At 60.9% G+C, this 16,365-nt stretch carries 12 protein-coding genes and 2 tRNA genes; 5 read left to right on the top strand and 9 right to left on the bottom strand.

Annotation, left to right across the window (positions count from 1 at the left end):
- Positions 1-24: 24 nt before the first annotated feature.
- Positions 25-4,857: a PKD domain-containing protein gene (locus tag KW403_RS15470; RefSeq protein ID WP_223020330.1), complete on the top strand. Its 4,833-nt coding sequence runs from the start codon at positions 25-27 to the stop codon at positions 4,855-4,857.
- A gap of 435 nt (positions 4,858-5,292) precedes the next feature.
- Here KW403_RS15470 and KW403_RS15465 read toward each other — a convergent pair.
- The 4 genes from KW403_RS15465 to KW403_RS15450 form a co-directional block, all read right to left on the bottom strand.
- Positions 5,293-5,369: transfer RNA gene (locus KW403_RS15465), tRNA-Arg, on the bottom strand.
- Between the two features lie 17 nt (positions 5,370-5,386).
- Positions 5,387-5,692: an ETC complex I subunit gene (locus KW403_RS15460; RefSeq protein ID WP_223020329.1), complete on the bottom strand. Its 306-nt coding sequence runs from the start codon at positions 5,690-5,692 to the stop codon at positions 5,387-5,389.
- A 71-nt stretch (positions 5,693-5,763) separates the two neighbouring features.
- Positions 5,764-5,840: transfer RNA gene (locus KW403_RS15455), tRNA-Pro, on the bottom strand.
- 437 nt (positions 5,841-6,277) lie between these two features.
- Positions 6,278-6,802 carry a TetR/AcrR family transcriptional regulator gene (locus KW403_RS15450; protein WP_223020328.1) on the bottom strand — a complete coding sequence of 175 codons (525 nt, stop codon included), beginning with the start codon at positions 6,800-6,802 and terminating at the stop codon, positions 6,278-6,280.
- Positions 6,803-6,872: 70 nt separating this feature from the next.
- Between KW403_RS15450 and KW403_RS15445 the strand changes: the two genes are divergently transcribed.
- The gene (locus KW403_RS15445) at positions 6,873-7,943 is read left to right on the top strand and encodes an alcohol dehydrogenase family protein (protein ID WP_223020327.1); all 1,071 of its coding nucleotides are present in this window, start codon (positions 6,873-6,875) and stop codon (positions 7,941-7,943) included.
- A gap of 101 nt (positions 7,944-8,044) precedes the next feature.
- On the opposite strand, the gene KW403_RS15440 is transcribed toward KW403_RS15445, so the two are convergent.
- The 4 genes from KW403_RS15440 to KW403_RS15425 all read right to left on the bottom strand — a co-directional run bounded on the left by KW403_RS15440 (position 8,045) and on the right by KW403_RS15425 (position 10,731).
- Positions 8,045-8,254, bottom strand: coding sequence for a hypothetical protein (locus KW403_RS15440; RefSeq protein WP_223020326.1), 210 nt, complete (start codon positions 8,252-8,254; stop codon positions 8,045-8,047).
- Positions 8,255-8,356: 102 nt separating this feature from the next.
- Positions 8,357-9,046, bottom strand: a complete 690-nt coding sequence (gene hdaA, locus KW403_RS15435) for a DnaA regulatory inactivator HdaA (protein ID WP_223020325.1) — start codon at positions 9,044-9,046, stop codon at positions 8,357-8,359.
- 4 nt (positions 9,047-9,050) lie between these two features.
- On the bottom strand, positions 9,051-10,202 hold the full coding sequence (locus tag KW403_RS15430) for an AI-2E family transporter (RefSeq protein ID WP_223020324.1): 1,152 nt from the start codon (positions 10,200-10,202) through the stop codon (positions 9,051-9,053).
- A complete protein-coding gene (locus tag KW403_RS15425; protein WP_223022600.1) occupies positions 10,174-10,731 on the bottom strand; it encodes a CDP-alcohol phosphatidyltransferase family protein in 558 nt (185 codons plus the stop codon). The genes KW403_RS15430 and KW403_RS15425 overlap by 29 nt, the downstream gene beginning before the upstream one ends.
- A gap of 200 nt (positions 10,732-10,931) precedes the next feature.
- On the opposite strand from KW403_RS15425, the gene purM reads away from it, so the two are divergent.
- Both purM and purN read left to right on the top strand, forming a co-directional pair.
- On the top strand, positions 10,932-11,999 hold the full coding sequence (gene purM, locus KW403_RS15420; RefSeq protein WP_223020323.1) for a phosphoribosylformylglycinamidine cyclo-ligase: 1,068 nt from the start codon (positions 10,932-10,934) through the stop codon (positions 11,997-11,999).
- On the top strand, positions 11,996-12,670 hold the full coding sequence (purN, locus tag KW403_RS15415; protein WP_223020322.1) for a phosphoribosylglycinamide formyltransferase: 675 nt from the start codon (positions 11,996-11,998) through the stop codon (positions 12,668-12,670). Before purM ends, purN begins: the two co-directional genes overlap by 4 nt.
- Before the next feature lie 645 nt (positions 12,671-13,315).
- On the opposite strand, the gene KW403_RS15410 is transcribed toward purN, so the two are convergent.
- On the bottom strand, positions 13,316-15,418 hold the full coding sequence (locus KW403_RS15410; RefSeq protein ID WP_223020321.1) for a molybdopterin-containing oxidoreductase family protein: 2,103 nt from the start codon (positions 15,416-15,418) through the stop codon (positions 13,316-13,318).
- 84 nt (positions 15,419-15,502) lie between these two features.
- Here KW403_RS15410 and KW403_RS15405 point away from each other — a divergent pair, with 84 nt between their 5' ends.
- Positions 15,503-16,351, top strand: coding sequence for a 23S rRNA (adenine(2030)-N(6))-methyltransferase RlmJ (locus KW403_RS15405; protein ID WP_223020320.1), 849 nt, complete (start codon positions 15,503-15,505; stop codon positions 16,349-16,351).
- The last annotated feature ends 14 nt before the right edge of the window (positions 16,352-16,365 follow it).

Raw genomic sequence — 16,365 nt, 5'->3', positions numbered from 1 at the left:
AGGTGTTGCGTGGGGGAAATGCCGTTGTCGAGAGATCCGCTGTTCAAAGGGGCGTTCAGGAAGATTTTCGGAACGTGCAGCGACACGCTCCCCAGCGTGGTTCGCGGGTTTGCGGCCGCCGCTCTGGCAGGCGCGGCACTCATGTCCGGCATCCAACATGCCAACGCCAATTGGACGAACCCGTCGGTGTCGCTCTCTTTCAACGGGCAGGATGGAAGATGTATCGCCGGGCCCTACGCCAATGCCACGACCACAGAAATTGTCGTCGACTGGACGGCCTACAATACCGATGCCATACCAGGCAGATACCTCCAGCTTATTGTCTGGGATGAGGGCAGTGCTAATACCCGCTCCACCGTTCCAGCCTATGGGAATGCGCCTGTGGGACAGATGCCCACGCAGCGCGACATCGTCGAGATCCTTGATCAATTTCTCATTACAGGAACCAGCAATGTCTATCTGGGACTGCGGGATAACTGGGATGACGGATCTGTCTGGTCTGACGCACGCAGCCCAGTCAATGCAGCTGATCGGGTCGGTCCAGCCAGCGGAACCCGCGGCTATACCTTCATCGACATGGCGAGCGATCCTGATTGCGTAGCCAAGCCCGAGATCGAGATCACCGGCAATGCACAACCGATTACGGATGGCGCAGCGTCCACATCCCCGACAAACTGGACCCATTTTGGGTCGACCATTTCCGCAAGCTCTTATCCGATCAGCCGGGTTTTCGGTATCCGGAATGTCGGCACGGGCACCTTGACCATATCCAGCGCCAGCCTCTCCGGGGCGAATGCTTCGCAATTCACCATCACATCCCCTCCTCCGTCGTCTATCGCGCCTGGCGGCTCGGGCACCTTCACCGTTCGCTTCTCTCCGGTCGGAGCGCCGGGTTCGAGAAGCGCTACGGTGACGCTCCGAAACAATGATGCGGATGAAGACCCTTTCACATTCGCCATATCGGGCACCGCGACCAACACAGCGCCGACCGCCAATGCGGGCTCCAACCAGACGGTGAACTCCGGTGCGGCAGTCACGATGAATGGCTCAGCGTCATCTACCAATGATAGCGGACAGACATTGTCCTATTCATGGAGCAGGGTCAGCGGTCCTGCTGTGAGCCTGTCAGGGGCATCAACCGCCACTCCGTCTTTCACCGCTCCGACGCTCTCTCCGGGAGCGTCGAATGCGACGCTGGTGTTCCAGCTTACCGTCAATGATGGGTCGCAAACGGCCACCGATACGGTGACCATTACCGTTACACCGCCTCCCAACACCCCGCCCACCGCGAATGCAGGATCGGACCAGACGGTCACCTCCGGTGCTGCGGTTTCGCTCAACGGGTCCGCCTCATCCTCAAATGATGCTGGTCAGTCTCTGACCTACTCCTGGTCCCAGACCAGTGGACCTGCAGTGACCCTTGCGGGTGCATCAACCGCCACTCCCTCCTTCACCTCTCCAACACTTGCACCCGGCGCATCCAATGCGATCTTGACCTTCCAGTTGACCGTCAACGACAGTATGGAAGCCGCATCGGATGCTGTGACCATTACAGTCACGCCGCCTCCCAACACCCCGCCCACCGCAAATGCAGGATCCGACGCGACGGTCACCTCAAGTGATCCGGTTTCGCTCGATGGTTCGGCATCCTCCTCCAATGATGGCGGACAGCCACTGACTTACGCTTGGAGCCAGACCAGCGGACCGGCAGTCACGTTGACGAACGCGACAACCGCTACCCCGTCCTTCACCGCACCGGCACTCACACCCGGAGCGCCGGACACCCTTCTTGTCTTCGAACTCACAGTGAATGACGGCGTGGAAGGGGCGACAGATTCCGTTACCATCACCGTCCAAGCTCCGCCAAACACGCCGCCGACGGCGGACGCCGGCACGGATCAGACCGTTGGCTCCAGTGCGTCCGTCTCGCTGGATGGGACGGGCTCATCAGCCAACGATAGCGGACAGACGCTGACCTACTCCTGGACGCAGACCGGCGGCGCTTCGGTGTCATTGAGCGGAGGCTCGACAGCCGCGCCTTCCTTCATCGCCCCGACGCTCGCTATCGGCGATGCGAATGAAGTTCTGACTTTCGACCTCACCGTGAATGACGGCGTGACAGGAGCAACGGATTCAGTGACCGTCACGGTCACGGCTCCCGGCAACACAACGCCAACGGCAGATGCCGGCCCGGATCAGACCGTTGCCTCTGCCGCATCCGTGACGCTGGACGGAACGGGTTCCTCCGATCCTGACGGCGGGCAAACCCTCACCTACGCCTGGACCCAGACCAGCGGTCCGGCTGTAACCTTGACAGGCGCATCGACTGCCTCCCCGTCCTTCACTGCCCCCACGCTGGCGATTGGCGATGCCGACGCGGTTCTCGTCTTTCAGCTTACCGTCGATGACAGCATCGCGAATGCGTCGGATTCAGTGTCCGTGACGGTTCGTGCCCCCGGCAATACGCCTGCGACGGCAGATGCAGGGGCGAACCAGACGGTTGGCTCCGGCACTCCGGTTGCACTCGACGGCTCGGGCTCCTCAACCAATGACAGCGGGCAGACGCTGACCTACGCCTGGACCCAGACCAGCGGCCCTGCCGTGACCCTTTCAGGGGCTGGCACAGTCGCGCCGACATTTACGGCTCCGACGCTGGCAATCGGTGATGCCAACGCGGTGCTTGTTTTCGAGCTATCGGTCGACGACGGTTTTTCATCGGACACGGATTCCGTGACCATCACCGTGACCTCACCGCCCAACACGCCCGCCACGGCCGATGCCGGTAGCGACCAGACAGTTGCTTCTGGCGCATCTGTATCACTGGACGGGTCGGCTTCCTCCGCCAATGATGGCGGGCAGGCACTCACCTATTCCTGGACCCAGACCAGCGGTCAATCGGTGACGTTGGCCGGGCCAACGACTGCTTCACCGTCCTTTGTCGCTCCGTCCCTGGCCATCGGCGCTGCCGACGAAGTTCTGGTCTTCGAGCTCTCGGTGAATGACGGCTTTTCGGCAGCGGTCGATTCTGTTTCCGTCACGGTTTCGGCGCCAGGCAACACGCCGCCAACAGCGAATGCCGGTTCTGATGCGACGGTTGCTGCGGGGGCCTCCGTCTCGCTGGATGGCGCTGCCTCGTCTGCGAATGACGTGGGGCAGTCACTGACCTACAGCTGGGTTCAGACCAGCGGCCCGGCGGTCGCGCTGACAAACGCGACAAATGTTTCGCCATCCTTCACGGCTCCGGCTCTCGCCATCGGCGATGCAGATGAGGTCTTGGTCTTCGAGCTTGAAGTTAACGATGGCTTCGCAACCGCGACAGACAGTGTAAACATCACCGTTTCGGCTCCGGGCAATACGCCTCCGACGGCTGATGCCGGCGCTGACCAGGGGGTGGATTCGGGAACATCCGTCACACTGGACGGATCGGGCTCCTCCTCCAATGATGCGGGACAGCCTCTCAGCTATGCATGGACACAGACGGGCGGACCAGCGGTGACGCTTGCGGGTGCCGGCAGCCCCTCTCCCACATTCAACGCACCGACTGTCGCAACCGGCGACCCCGATGTGATTTTGACCTTCGACCTGGAGGTGAATGACGGCTTTGCTTCGGCAACGGACCAGGTCGAGATTACCGTTTCCGCCCTTGGCGATATCACACGCCCCACCGTTTCTGTGAGCGGACCCGGCACAGAAGTCGTGATGGGTGAAACTGTGGTCGTGGAAATCATTTTCTCCGAGCCGGTTTTCGGTTTTTCCGGAGCCGATATTTCGGTGTTGAACGGGCATGTCCGTTCGCTGACCGGGGCAGCCACTGTTTATCACGCAACCATCGTCGCTTCGGGGCAAGGAGATCTGACCGTGTCAGTGCCCTCGGGTGTTGCAAGCGATGCGGCAGGAAACACAAACCTGGCATCCGGAACGATCGTGGTTTCTGACGCCAGCGTGCGGGAAACGCAGCAGCAGATGGCGCGTTTCATGCAAGCGCGCGCCACACAATTGATCAGCGGACAGCCGGACCTCATCGCGCTTTATCGCGGGAACGGCAGCGCTTCTCTCAATGCCCAGGCCACATCCGAAGACGGCAACCTGACCTTCGCCACACGACCAACAGATCCGATATGGGCGGAACTGTCGGCGTCATGGTCCAAGGATACAGGCACCACGAACCGCTATGTTCATTTGAGCACGGGCACCCATTTCGAACTGTCGCAATATCTTGCGGCAGGCGCCATGGTTCAGGTTGATCATCTGGCTCATGAGAACGCGGATGCTTCCATTTCCGGCACCGGCTGGCTGGCCGGCCCCTATCTGGTTGGCCGCTTGCCGGGACATCCGCTCTATTTCAGTGCTCAGGCGCTGCTCGGCCAAAGCCGGAACAGTCACGCGCCCTTCGGCACCTATACGGATACCGTCAGAACGCAGCGTGGTCTTTTCCGCGTTACGGTCGCAGGCGATGTCTCGCTCGGTTTGATCACCTTGACCCCCAGCCTTGATGCGGTTCATCTTTTTGATCGGCAGCGCTCCTATACGGACAGCCTGGGCAACGAGATCCCTGAGCAGTCCATCACCATGAACTCGCTCGAATTGAGCCTCGACGCCTCGATACCCATCAACGTCCCCGTCGGCGCGCTGACATTGCGCGGGGGTGTACCCCTTACATTCTCAAGCACATCGGGCACGGGAGAAGCAGCGTCGGTGGCCTCTGCAACGGACGGCGCACGGCTGGGTTTCAGGGTCGGGCTTGATTATTGGTTCGAGAATGGCGGGAAGCTTGCACTCGACTTCGACTATGACGGGCTCGGCTCGGGAGATTACGAGAAGTATGGCGCTGGTTTGAAGTACCGGATCGAATTTTGATGCTGCTTTGAAGGTTCGATTTTTGCTTGGCTGGCAGCAAAGGGGCGGTGGCGATGTCACTCGTCACACTGAGGCATAGCGTGTTGTCGCGACATGCTTCTTAAAGAGAAGACCTGTTGCGATGTCTACGCCAGTTGTGCACCCGGAACGAGTGAAGGGCTCTCTATCCTGCGCAGCCCGCAGCAGCGAATGTGCCCGGCCGCGCTCACGGTCTGCGCAACGCCGGCGCCACCTTCGCCGCGGAGAACGGCGCAACCGAAATCCAGCTTGTCGCCATGTATGGCTGGAAGAACCCGCGAATGGCGGAAAGGTACATGCGAAGGGCAAACCGAAGCCGCTTAGCGGAACAGGCATCGAACGCCCTATTCCCTAACCTCGAAACCGGTGCGGGTAACAGCGCAGAAAACCAATGAAATCAAAGGCCGAAAATTAGCTTGGCGATCCCGGCAGGATTCGAACCTGCGACCATCGGCTTAGAAGGCCGGTGCTCTATCCAACTGAGCTACGGGACCGACGCGTGGGCGCCGATTCAGTGCGTCCACGGGGTCTTGCGGTCATAGCGGAAATTGTCCGCATAGGAAACCTGGCGCCGCTTGGGCAGCTGTGGCTCTTCCACACGGAAGGGAATCCCCTTCCGTTCAGCGTAGGCGATCGCCTCTTCCCTGCTCTCGAAGGTCAGACGAACCTGGCTCTTCATGTCGGCAGACGTGGTGTATCCCATGAGAGGATCGATCTTGCGCGGTATCTCGGGGTCGAACTCCAGCACCCAAAGGCCGGTCTTGGCCTTGCCGGACTGCATGGCCGTCTTGGCCGGGCTGAAAATGCGCGCAGACACGTCGTAAACCTCGTTCCAGAGCATCTTTCAGTCAGGTGGCACCACCTGACATCCGCACAAATGCGAAAAGGTGGTCGGAGCGGCAGGATTCGAACCTGCGACCCTCTGGTCCCAAACCAGATGCGCTACCAGGCTGCGCTACGCTCCGAGGTCCGCTTTCCCTAGAGTTTCAGATCCGATTTGGCAATAGGCGAATGATCCAAAATCGGATCAAACAGCGCCCCGTGGCATTCACGCGCGCAAATGTCCCACGGAAATTGCCATGCTCATTGTGGCGGCGTGGCCTTCATCGCAAGAGGGGGCGCTCCTCGTTCTCCCGCTCAATCGATTTTCGATTCGTTCCAGTGCTCGCAGATGAAATGATCTGCGCCAAAATCCACCAGACACGCTCCGGCGCTTCAGTTGATGAAGCTGACGTTCTGCTCGTCGGCTCATTGCAGCAGCTTGAGGACGGGCGGGATCGGTGCGCCGCGGTGGTTTTAGCGTTTTTTGATGAATCGTGGTTTCAGGCGTATTCACGTGATCGGTTCGAAACCGGCCTCATCTGCACAGATACAGTGTACTGACCCAGCCTACGCGTCGACATTATCCGAGCGAAATCCATAATGCGCGCCCCAACCGTTTGGCAGCATCGACGGCTCTATCGCCCTGCAGAGGCCAAGCCTGGGTCAGTCCCTCGATGATGACGAGAAGTTCAGTTTCGACCGCAACGAGGCCCGTGGCCGCAGCGGCTCTGGATGCCACGTCCCGCTTGTGACGCTCGAGAAGGCTCCGGAGCGGTTCGCTTGCCGGGTCAGCGGCCACAGCGGCATGAAACAGACAGCCGTGAGAGGCCTCGGTCGCCATCCAGGTACCGACCCTCGTCAAAATCTCATCTCTGGCCTCTTCATGACCGTCCGGCAGGTCGTCAAAAACATGCGCGAGGTAGCGTTGATGACGGTTCTCCAGTGCTGCGAGAACCATGTCCGCGCGAGAGGGCGTGTACTTGTAGAGCGTGCGCAGACTCACCCCGGCGGCGTCGCGCAGATCCTCTACCGAGGGTTCCGCGAAGCCGCGCCTGGCGAAGGCTCGCTCGAGCCCATCGGATATTCTTCCAAATGTGTCCCTCATGGTTGACCATGTAGAACGTTCCCTCTACCTATGCAAGTAGAGCAATCATTCTACAATGGAGCCTACGTCGATGACACTGCCTGCGACAATGAAAGCCATGGTCCTCACCGGACATGGCGGTCTTGAGAAGCTGGAATGGCGCGAGGATGTGCCGGTTCCGCGGCCGGACGCGGGAGAAGTTTTGATCCGCGTGGGCGCCTCCTCCGTAAACAACACCGACGTGAATACTCGGACCGGCTGGTATTCGAAGTCCGTGCGGGGCGACACGAATTCTGCTGCGGCAGAGGGCTATGGCGGCGTGTCGGATGCCGACGGCGCGTGGTCTGGCGCGCTGAATTTCCCGCGCATTCAAGGTGCGGATTGCTGCGGCAGGATTGTCTCGGTTGGTGAGGGCGTGGACAGGGCACGTATTGGCGAACGGGTCCTCGTGCGGCCGATGCACCGTCCAGGAGGTGGGGAGCCTGACACGCTCGTAACTTTCGGTTCCGAGCGCGATGGAGCGTTCGCAGAATACACCACCGTGGGATCCGAACATGCCTTGAGAATCGAAAGCGCGCTTTCTGATGTGGAACTCGCGTCCTTCCCGTGCGCGTTCTCCACTGCCGAAGGAATGATCCAGCGCGCAAACCTGGCCAATGAGCGCGTGCTGATCACGGGTGCTTCGGGAGGTGTCGGTTCGGCCGCGGTACAACTCGCCAAACGTCGGGGAGCGCATGTCACTGCGGTCACCACTCCGGCGAAGATGGAGGCCCTTGAGGCTCTTGGGGCCGAGACCATGATCGATCGGAACGACCCCTTTCCCCAGTCCGCGTTTCATGTGGTGCTCGACCTCGTTGGCGGACCGCGATGGCCGGGCCTGCTCGACTCACTTGTGCCAGGGGGGCGCTATGTGACCTCAGGCGCTATTGCCGGCCCCATCGTGGAACTGGACCTGCGGACCCTGTATCTGAAGGATCTGACACTGATCGGGAGCACTCGGCAGGCGCCGAGTGTCTTTAGCGACCTCGTGAGTTACATAGAGGCAGGCGACATACGGCCTGTGGTCGCTGAGCGCTACCGGCTGCGCGAGTTGCGCGTCGCCCAAGAGGCGTTCCTGGCAAAGTCCCATATGGGCAAGATCGGCATAGAGGTTTGTGAGTGAAAAAAGGTTGCCGTGACCATGCGATGATTTCCGCATGACGTGCGGCAAGACGTGCGGCAACAAGAACGACATCGCCCGGCGGGGCCGGGCGATAAACGTGGTTATTCAGCTGGTTTGGGCGTTTCGATGGTGACCTTTTCCGGGACATCGATGTTCACGCCACCGCTGTCGCCACCACCCAGCGCACCGCCGAAGAGCAGGAAGCCTCCGAGAGCGAGGGCAACGACGAGCCCACCGGCGATAAACCAGCCGGCACCCCCGCCACCACCTGAGGTCACCACCGTGGTGCGATCCTTGCGCTCATCAGTCATCATGCACTCCTTTGTCACTTGTCTGACCTGTGGAGAGCAAAACTGAGATCGGTGAAAATGGTTCCCGCAGGCGTGCGACGCTCTTGCGTCTCGAACACGGGACTAACCTTCGAACACCCTTTCGCCCGCTTCCAGAGCCGCCACCACCTCGGCGGCGAGCGGGCGGGTAATTCTGGTCTTTCGCTCGAGCGCCGCGCGGTCGATGGCGTCCACCGCGCGGATGGCGCTTGAAAGGGAACGTTCGATGCGGCGCACGAGGAATTGCACCACATGCGGTTCCACATCCACCTGCCGATCGGCGAAAAGTTTCGTGATCACGCCGGCAAGGAGCATGTCGTCCGGCTCGTCGATTTCCACCATGGCCGCAGCCTTCAGCCGCGAGAGGAGATCTGGAAGTTTCACACCCCAGGCGCTCGGGAAGCTGCGCGCCGTGAGAAGCATCGCTTGCCTGCCCGCACGCGCGGCGTTGATCAGATGAAAGAGGCCGTTCTCGTCCACCGGGCCGCCATCGACATTGTCAATAAGCACAGGACGCAGAGCCGCCTGTTCCATGGCCTCGGCGTCGATCCCCTGGCGCAGCACCGTCACCGCATCCGCTTCTTCCTGCCAAATGGCGGCGAGATGCGACTTGCCGCTGCCTGCGGGACCGGCGAGAATCACCACCGGCGCCGGCCAGGAAGGCCAGTTTTCTATGAGAGCGGCCGCGCGAGCGTTGGCCGGCGTCACCACCAGATCGTCGCGGCTCAACGCTTCTCCCGGGGCCAGATCGAGCGGCAGCTGGCGCGATGACATGGTTTCAGCCCCGGGGTTTCGGCGTTTTCGCCGGTGCATCTTCGTGCCCGCTATAAAGCGGCGAAGCGAGATACTGGTTGATGGCGAAGCGCACCAGGACGGCAACGGCCGCCGCCGCCGGCACGGCGATCAGCAGGCCTGCAAATCCGAACAGATAGCCGAAAGCGAACAGCGCGAACATCAGCCACACCGGATGCAGCCCCACACTCTTGCCGACAAGTTTCGGCTGCAGAATGTTGCCCTCCAGGAACTGGCCGGAGAAGAAGATCGCCGCCACCGCCAGAACCCACCACCAGTCGGGCCAGAACTGCACCACGGCAATGCCTATGGCGAGCCCGAAACCGATCAACGAGCCCACATAGGGAATGAAGCTGATGAGGCCGGCGAGAAGCCCGATCAACAGCCCGAAATTGAGCCCCACCAGTGAAAGACCGACGGCGTAGAAAATCCCCAGAATGAGACACAAAGTGCCCTGCCCACGCACAAATCCAGCCGTTGCGACATTGATGTCGCGGGCGATCTGGCGCACCGTATCGACATGGTCGCGCGGCACCCAGCTGTCCACCTTCTCCACCATGTGGTCCCAGTCGAGAAGCATGTAAAATGCCACCACCGGCGTGACAACGAAGAGACTGGCCACATTGACGATCGCCACACCCGAGCTCCACACCGATTTGAAGAGCGTGCCCAGAAAGCTTGAGCCCTGCGCGAGAATTGAGCTCAGATTCTCGCGGACCGCGTCTGTCTCGCCATTAATGACATTGTTGAGCCATGACGGTTCGAGCTGGTTCGCCAATTCCTGAAGGCGTGTCAGATATTCCGGAAGGCGCCCGGCAAAATCGGCCAGCTGCGTTCCCAGAACCGGCACGACGATCATCAGACCAAGCAGCAATGAGACGATGAAGCTGATCAGGATCACAACGGTCGCGGCCATGCGCGACAGGCCCATCGCCTCCAGCCGGTCGGCGACGGGATCGAGGAAATATGCAAGCACCATGCCCGCCAGGAACGGCAGCAGGATGGAACTGAAAACATAGAGAAACAGGACAAGCCCCAGGGTCGCCACGACCCAGAACGCGACATGGCGTGCCAGCGTCGGGCGGGCAATCACCGGTCCGGCCCCGTTCTCAGCGTCCTTCGGTGTCACTTTCTGCATAACCACCCATATGCTTGATCCAGGCAACGAGATAGGCCGCTCCGGAAGCCACGGTCAAGAGCCCGGTAGCAATGATGAGAGAGATCCGCACTGCCCCTGAACTGTACCCGAATGCGAGTTCGGCCAGAACCAGGAGTGCCAGCAAGATCTGCACCAGCGTGTTTGCCTTCGAAACCAGCAGCGGCTTCATCGCCACCGGGTGCCCCATCACATTGGCAAGCAGCACGCCCCCAACGATCAGGGCATCGCGCGAAACGACTGCCATCACCAGCCAGAGCGGCAACTCCATCATATAGCCGAACACCACGAAAACGCTCACCAGAAGGAGCTTGTCGGCGATGGGGTCCAGATAGGCACCAAGCTCGGTTCGCTGATCGAAATGCCGCGCGATGAAACCGTCGACACCATCGGAAATGCCGGCCGCCAAAAAGCCGGCAAATGCCCAGCCATACTCGCCCGTCAGAAGAGCGAACACAACGCCCGGCACGAGGAAGAAGCGCAGCAAGGTGATGATGTTGGGTATCGTCACTGGGAAATCTCCACCCTCGCCGTCCGCAGCCATGCCTTTTCGCCACAGTGAAAGGCATTTTCGGGACACACTTATCGCAGGCTTTCACACATTGTAGGGTAAGGTCACGCTTTCAATAGGCCAGCCTGTTAATATCTCTCGCCTTGCAGAAGCGCCCCCTTCATGTCAGAAGCCGAAAAAAACGCGGCGGCGAGAACGAAATGGCTCAGGAACGTAAAAACGGCCTCACCTATGCCGATGCGGGCGTCGACATCGACGCTGGCAGCCGGATGGTGGACAAAATCAAGCCCATGGTGCGCGCCACGCGCCGTCCGGGCGCCGACAGCGAGATCGGCGGGTTTGGTGGCCTGTTCGATCTCAAGGCGGCTGGTTTCACAGACCCGATCCTCGTGGCGGCCAATGACGGTGTTGGCACCAAGCTCAAGATTGCTATCGACGCGAACCGCCACGACATGGTCGGCATCGACCTCGTCGCCATGTGTGTGAATGATCTCGTCGTTCAGGGTGCCGAGCCCCTTTTCTTCCTCGACTATTTCGCCACCGGCAGGCTGGATCCCGATCAGGGCGCGGCCATCGTGTCAGGCATTGCGGAAGGCTGCAGGCAGGCCGGCTGCGCGCTGATCGGCGGCGAAACGGCCGAAATGCCGGGCATGTATCATGGCGACGATTACGATCTAGCGGGCTTTGCCGTGGGGGCGGCCGAGCGTGACCGGCTTCTGCCCACCGGAGACATCATCGAGGGTGACGTTCTTCTGGGGCTTGCGTCCTCCGGTGTTCATTCCAACGGGTTCTCGCTCGTGCGCCGCATCGTCTCCGATGCCGGTCTCGGCTGGGAAGACAAGGCCCCCTTTGCGCCGGGCAAGACGTTGGGCGACGCGCTGCTCGAGCCAACCCGCATTTATGTCAAACCAATCCTCGAAACCCTGAAAGCCGCCTGGGGCATCAAGGCGCTGGCCCACATCACCGGCGGCGGCTTTCCCGAAAACCTGCCGCGCGTGCTGCCTGACCATCTCGCCGCCGAGATAGACCTCAAGGCCATCGATGTTCCTCAGGTCTTCTCCTGGCTCGCCAAGACGGGCGGTGTTGCCGAAAGCGAGATGCTTTCCACCTTCAACTGCGGCATTGGCATGGCTGTGGCGGTTGCCGCCGACGAGGCGGCGCAGATCGCAGCACTGCTCCAACAGGCCGGCGAGCATGTTACCATGCTTGGTCAGATCGTCCCGCGTCAGGCCGCCGGCGTCACCTATCGCGGTTCTCTCGCCCTATGAGCCGCCAGACGCGCAAGAAGGTCGCAGTCCTGATCTCCGGCCGGGGCTCCAACATGGCGGCACTCATCGCTGCTGCCATCGACCCTTCCTTTCCCGCCGAGATCGTCGGTGTGCTCTCCAACCGCGCCGATGCACGCGGACTGGACGTCGCTGCCACGCACAACATTCCCACAAGAGTGGTTTCATCGCGCGATTATGACGGGCGCGAGGCACATGATGCCGCCATTCACAAGGCTCTGACCGAATTCAAGGCGGAAATCGTCTGTCTGGCCGGATACATGCGACTTCTTACCCCGGACTTCGTGCAGAAATGGAAAGGGCGGATGATCAACATCCACCCTGCCCTCCTGCCAAGCTTCCGCGGTCTCGATACCCACGCCCGCGCGCTTGCAACCGGCGTGCGCGTTCACGGATGCACGGTTCATTTCGTCACGCCGGAGATGGATGAAGGTCCGATCATCGCCCAGGCAGCCGTGCCGGTTCTCACCGACGATACGGAAGAGACGCTTGGCGAGCGGGTTCTCAAGGTTGAGCATCGGCTCTATCCTCTATCGCTTCGCCTTCTTGCGGAAGGTCGCGTACGCATGTCCGATGGCGTTGCCGTGTTCTCCGGTGTCGAGGACGAACATCGCGACATTGCGATTGTGTCTCCCGGCGAACGCCGCGATTGAGAACCCCGTACATCCGCTCTCACTGTCGCTATCCTCGGGCTTGACCCGGGGATCCATGTCGCAACACCGGGGATAAACCGCAGCCCTTCAAGGCGAAACGCAATTTTTCTCGGCCGTACCCCGTCACCAGCGCCACGGCATGGCTCCCATGGTCAAGCCATGGGACGATGACGCAGTTGAAGCGCGATCCCTGCTCGCTGTTCGCTGATCCCTATTCGCTCATTTCTCCCCACCCCCGAAACCGCCGCTACACTTCCCCCATCGCCCCTGTCGGGAACCGGGTCCGGAGCCGGGGATCAGGAGGGGCGACGGCAGCCTCCCCCTCGGGTTCGGTGACCCGAGGCCTGTGAGGGCCCGCAAAAGGCCGGCGGCCGGCATCATGTCGGTTGCGGAAAAGCCGCTAGGGCGCAGATCGCCCGAGTGACCGGTCGGCAGTCGGGACAGCGGCCGGCGGGGCGCGCTTTTCGCGCCACTTCAATTCCCAACAGAGAGGCACGAAAAACGCGCCCCGTTTCCCGAACTGATGGCAAACCCCGGCGGCTCCCCCGCGCGGCAACGATGGAGCCTGCCCGAAAATGCGCACTCCCGTCATCCCGGGATTGATCCGGGACCCATTGGCAGAACCGCGGGCGCACGGCCCGGTTCTCACACAGCGCGCACCCAGACCTTCGTGTCGTGGAACGCCGCGCCGCCATATGGCGCAATGGAATCGGCTCCGGTCAGGACATTGATCCCTTCGCCGCGCTCATGCGCGCTGTTTGGCCAGATGCCCTCGGCGATCACCACGCCGCGCCGCACACCGTCGAAGAGCTTCACGTGCAAAACCACCTCGCCGCGCTGATTGCCGATCTCCACGCGGTCGCCGCTTTGAAGCCCGAGCTCTGCCGCGTCGTCGGGGTGCAGCATCAGCTCCGGGCGCCCTTCCCGTTTCAGCGAGCCCGGTGTTTCCGTAAAACTCGAATTGAGAAAAGTGCGTGCCGGAGAGGTCGCGAGCCGGTAGGGGTGTGCCGGATCCGCCACTTCGATGAAGTCCATGTGATCGGGAAAGTCCGGCATACGGGCGTGCGGCCCCTGCAGGCCGATGGAGGCAGGCGGACGGTTGGGCGCAGGCGTTCCCGTCCAGTCCGGCCGGAAACGGTATTTACCGTCAGGGTGACCGAATCCATCGACGAAATGAGCCGTGTCGAAATCCGGCTGCACATCGGCCCAGCGATCGGCCTTGAAGCTTTCGAACGTGCCGAGCCCGCGCTTCTCCAACATGAACTCGACATGCGCGCGGGCCGTAAGCCCAAAGCCCGGCTGGTCAGCGACACCAAGACGTTTCGCAAGCTCCTCGATCACGAACAGGTTTTCCCGCGCATCACCGGGCGCATCCACGAGCTTTGGGCCGAGAATGATGTGCTGATGACCACCACCGCGATAGATGTCGTCATGCTCGAGGAACATCGTCGCCGGCAGAACCACGTCGGCAAGCTTCGCCGTGTCCGTCATGAACTGCTCGTGCACGCAGGTGAAAAGATCCTCGCGCAGAAACCCCTTCTTCACCAGCCGCTGTTCCGGAGCGATGTTTGCCGGATTGGTGTTCTGGATCAGAAGCGCCGTAACAGGTGCGCCACCATGCAACGCTTCGGTGTCATTGGTCAGAATGCGGCCGATTTGCGCCTGATCGAGCGATCGAATCGAGGGATCGCGCAGCGCACTGCCCTCGATTTGCGACTTGTCGAGGCGGAAAATGCCGGAATTCGAGTGAAACGCACCTCCACCTTCATATTGCCAGCATCCGGTAACGGCGGCGATGGAGAGGGCTGCATGCATGTTCACCACGCCATTGCGATTGCGCGTAAACCCATAGCCCAGCCGGAAGAAAGTGCGCTTGGTCTCGCCCACCAGCCTGGCAAAGGTCTCGATTTCCTCAATCGAAAGTCCAGTGATGGCGGAGGCCCATTCGGGCGTGCGCGTCTTCAGATGCGCTTCAAGACCCTTGGGATCGTCCGTATATTTGTCAAGAAATGCCCAGTCGGCCAGACCATCGCGGAAAAGGACATGCATGACCGCGCAGGCAAGGGCCGCATCCGTTCCCGGCTTCAGAACCAGAGCGAGATCTGCCTGTTTCATCGTCGCATTGTCGTAGACGTCGATGACGACGATCTTGGCGCCGCGCTCCTTGCGCGCCTTGATCGCGTGGGTCATCACATTGACTTGGGTTGCAACGGCATTGGTTCCCCAGATCACGACACAATCGGACTTGGCCATCTCGCGCGGATCGGGCCCGCGCAGATCTCCCGCGCCCATGACAAAGCCTGTCCAGGCCGCACTGGTGCAAATCGTACCGAAAAAGCCGGAATAGCGCTTGGCGTGGCGGAGCCGGTCGATGGAATCACGCTGCACCAGCCCCATGGTGCCGGCATAATAATAGGGCCAGACGGTCTCGGTCCCGAATCTTTCCTCCGCCTTCAGAAAGGCTTCGGCCACACGGTCGAGCGCGGCTTCCCAGCTCGCCTCCTTCCATTGCCCCTCGCCTTTCGCTCCGGAACGGACCAGTGGCGTCAAGAGCCGGTCAGGGTGGTGGATGCGTTCGGCATAGCGGGCAACCTTGGCGCAGATCACTCCGGCGGTGTAACTGTTGTCCTTGGCGCCATGGACGCGGCCAATGCGCCCGCCCTTGACCTCGACATCAAGCGCACAGGTCGACGGGCAGTCATGTGGGCAGGCCGAATGGCCGATATGGATGTTTGCGTGTGTGTTCATGGCCCCGACACTAGCGATTTTTCGTGCGGACGCGTAGATCCAAACAGCAGAAATTCAGACACAGGCATCACCGAAGCGCAAATCATGAATTATCGCCACGCCTATCATGCCGGAAATTTCGCCGATGTGGTCAAGCACGCCATCCTGACCCGCATCGTTGAATATCTGAAACGCAAGGAGAAACCCTTCCGCGTGATCGACACGCATGCGGGCATCGGGCTTTACGACCTCAGCTCCGAAGAAGCGCAAAAAACCGGCGAATGGCGGGGCGGGATTGGCCGCTTGGTCGAGGCTTCCCTCAATGAGAAAACATCGAGCCTTTTGAATCCCTTGCTGAAAGCGGTTGAGAAAGAGAATCACGGTCCGGGCATCCAACATTATCCCGGTTCCCCGCGCCTCGTTCGCCATCTCTTGCGCAAACAGGATCGTCTGACCGCCATCGAATTGCATCCGCAGGATGCCGCGCGGCTGAAAGAAATTTTTGCCGGCGATTTCCAGGCACGGGTGATTGAGCTCGACGGCTGGCTGGCGCTGGGTGCCCACCTTCCACCAAAGGAGAAACGCGGACTGGTGCTGATTGACCCGCCCTTCGAGGAGGAGGGCGAGTTCGGACGCATTGTAGAAAAAGTCCAAAAGGCATATCGGCGATGGCCGGGCGGTATCTATGCCATCTGGTATCCGATCAAAAACCACGATTCGGTGCGGATTTTCCGGGAGCTGTTTGCCGAAAGCGACATCGCCGATGTGATCGACATCCGTCTCGAATTGCGCGCCCCTTCCGATGAACCGCGCCTCGATGGGACGGGCATGATCGTGGTCAATTCCCCCTTCGTGCTGCGTGAAGAGATGGAAGCGCTTCTTCCGGTTCTCGTCGACATTCTCGGCGAGGAAGGCAAGGGCCGCTGGGCGTTCGAGAGGCTTACGGACGAATAGCATGCTGATGCTTG

It is taken from the genome of Nitratireductor kimnyeongensis (assembly GCF_019891395.1).
GTDB classification, from domain to species: Bacteria; Pseudomonadota; Alphaproteobacteria; order Rhizobiales; family Rhizobiaceae; genus Nitratireductor; species Nitratireductor kimnyeongensis.
This window is presented reverse-complemented; position numbering and strand designations above follow the sequence as displayed.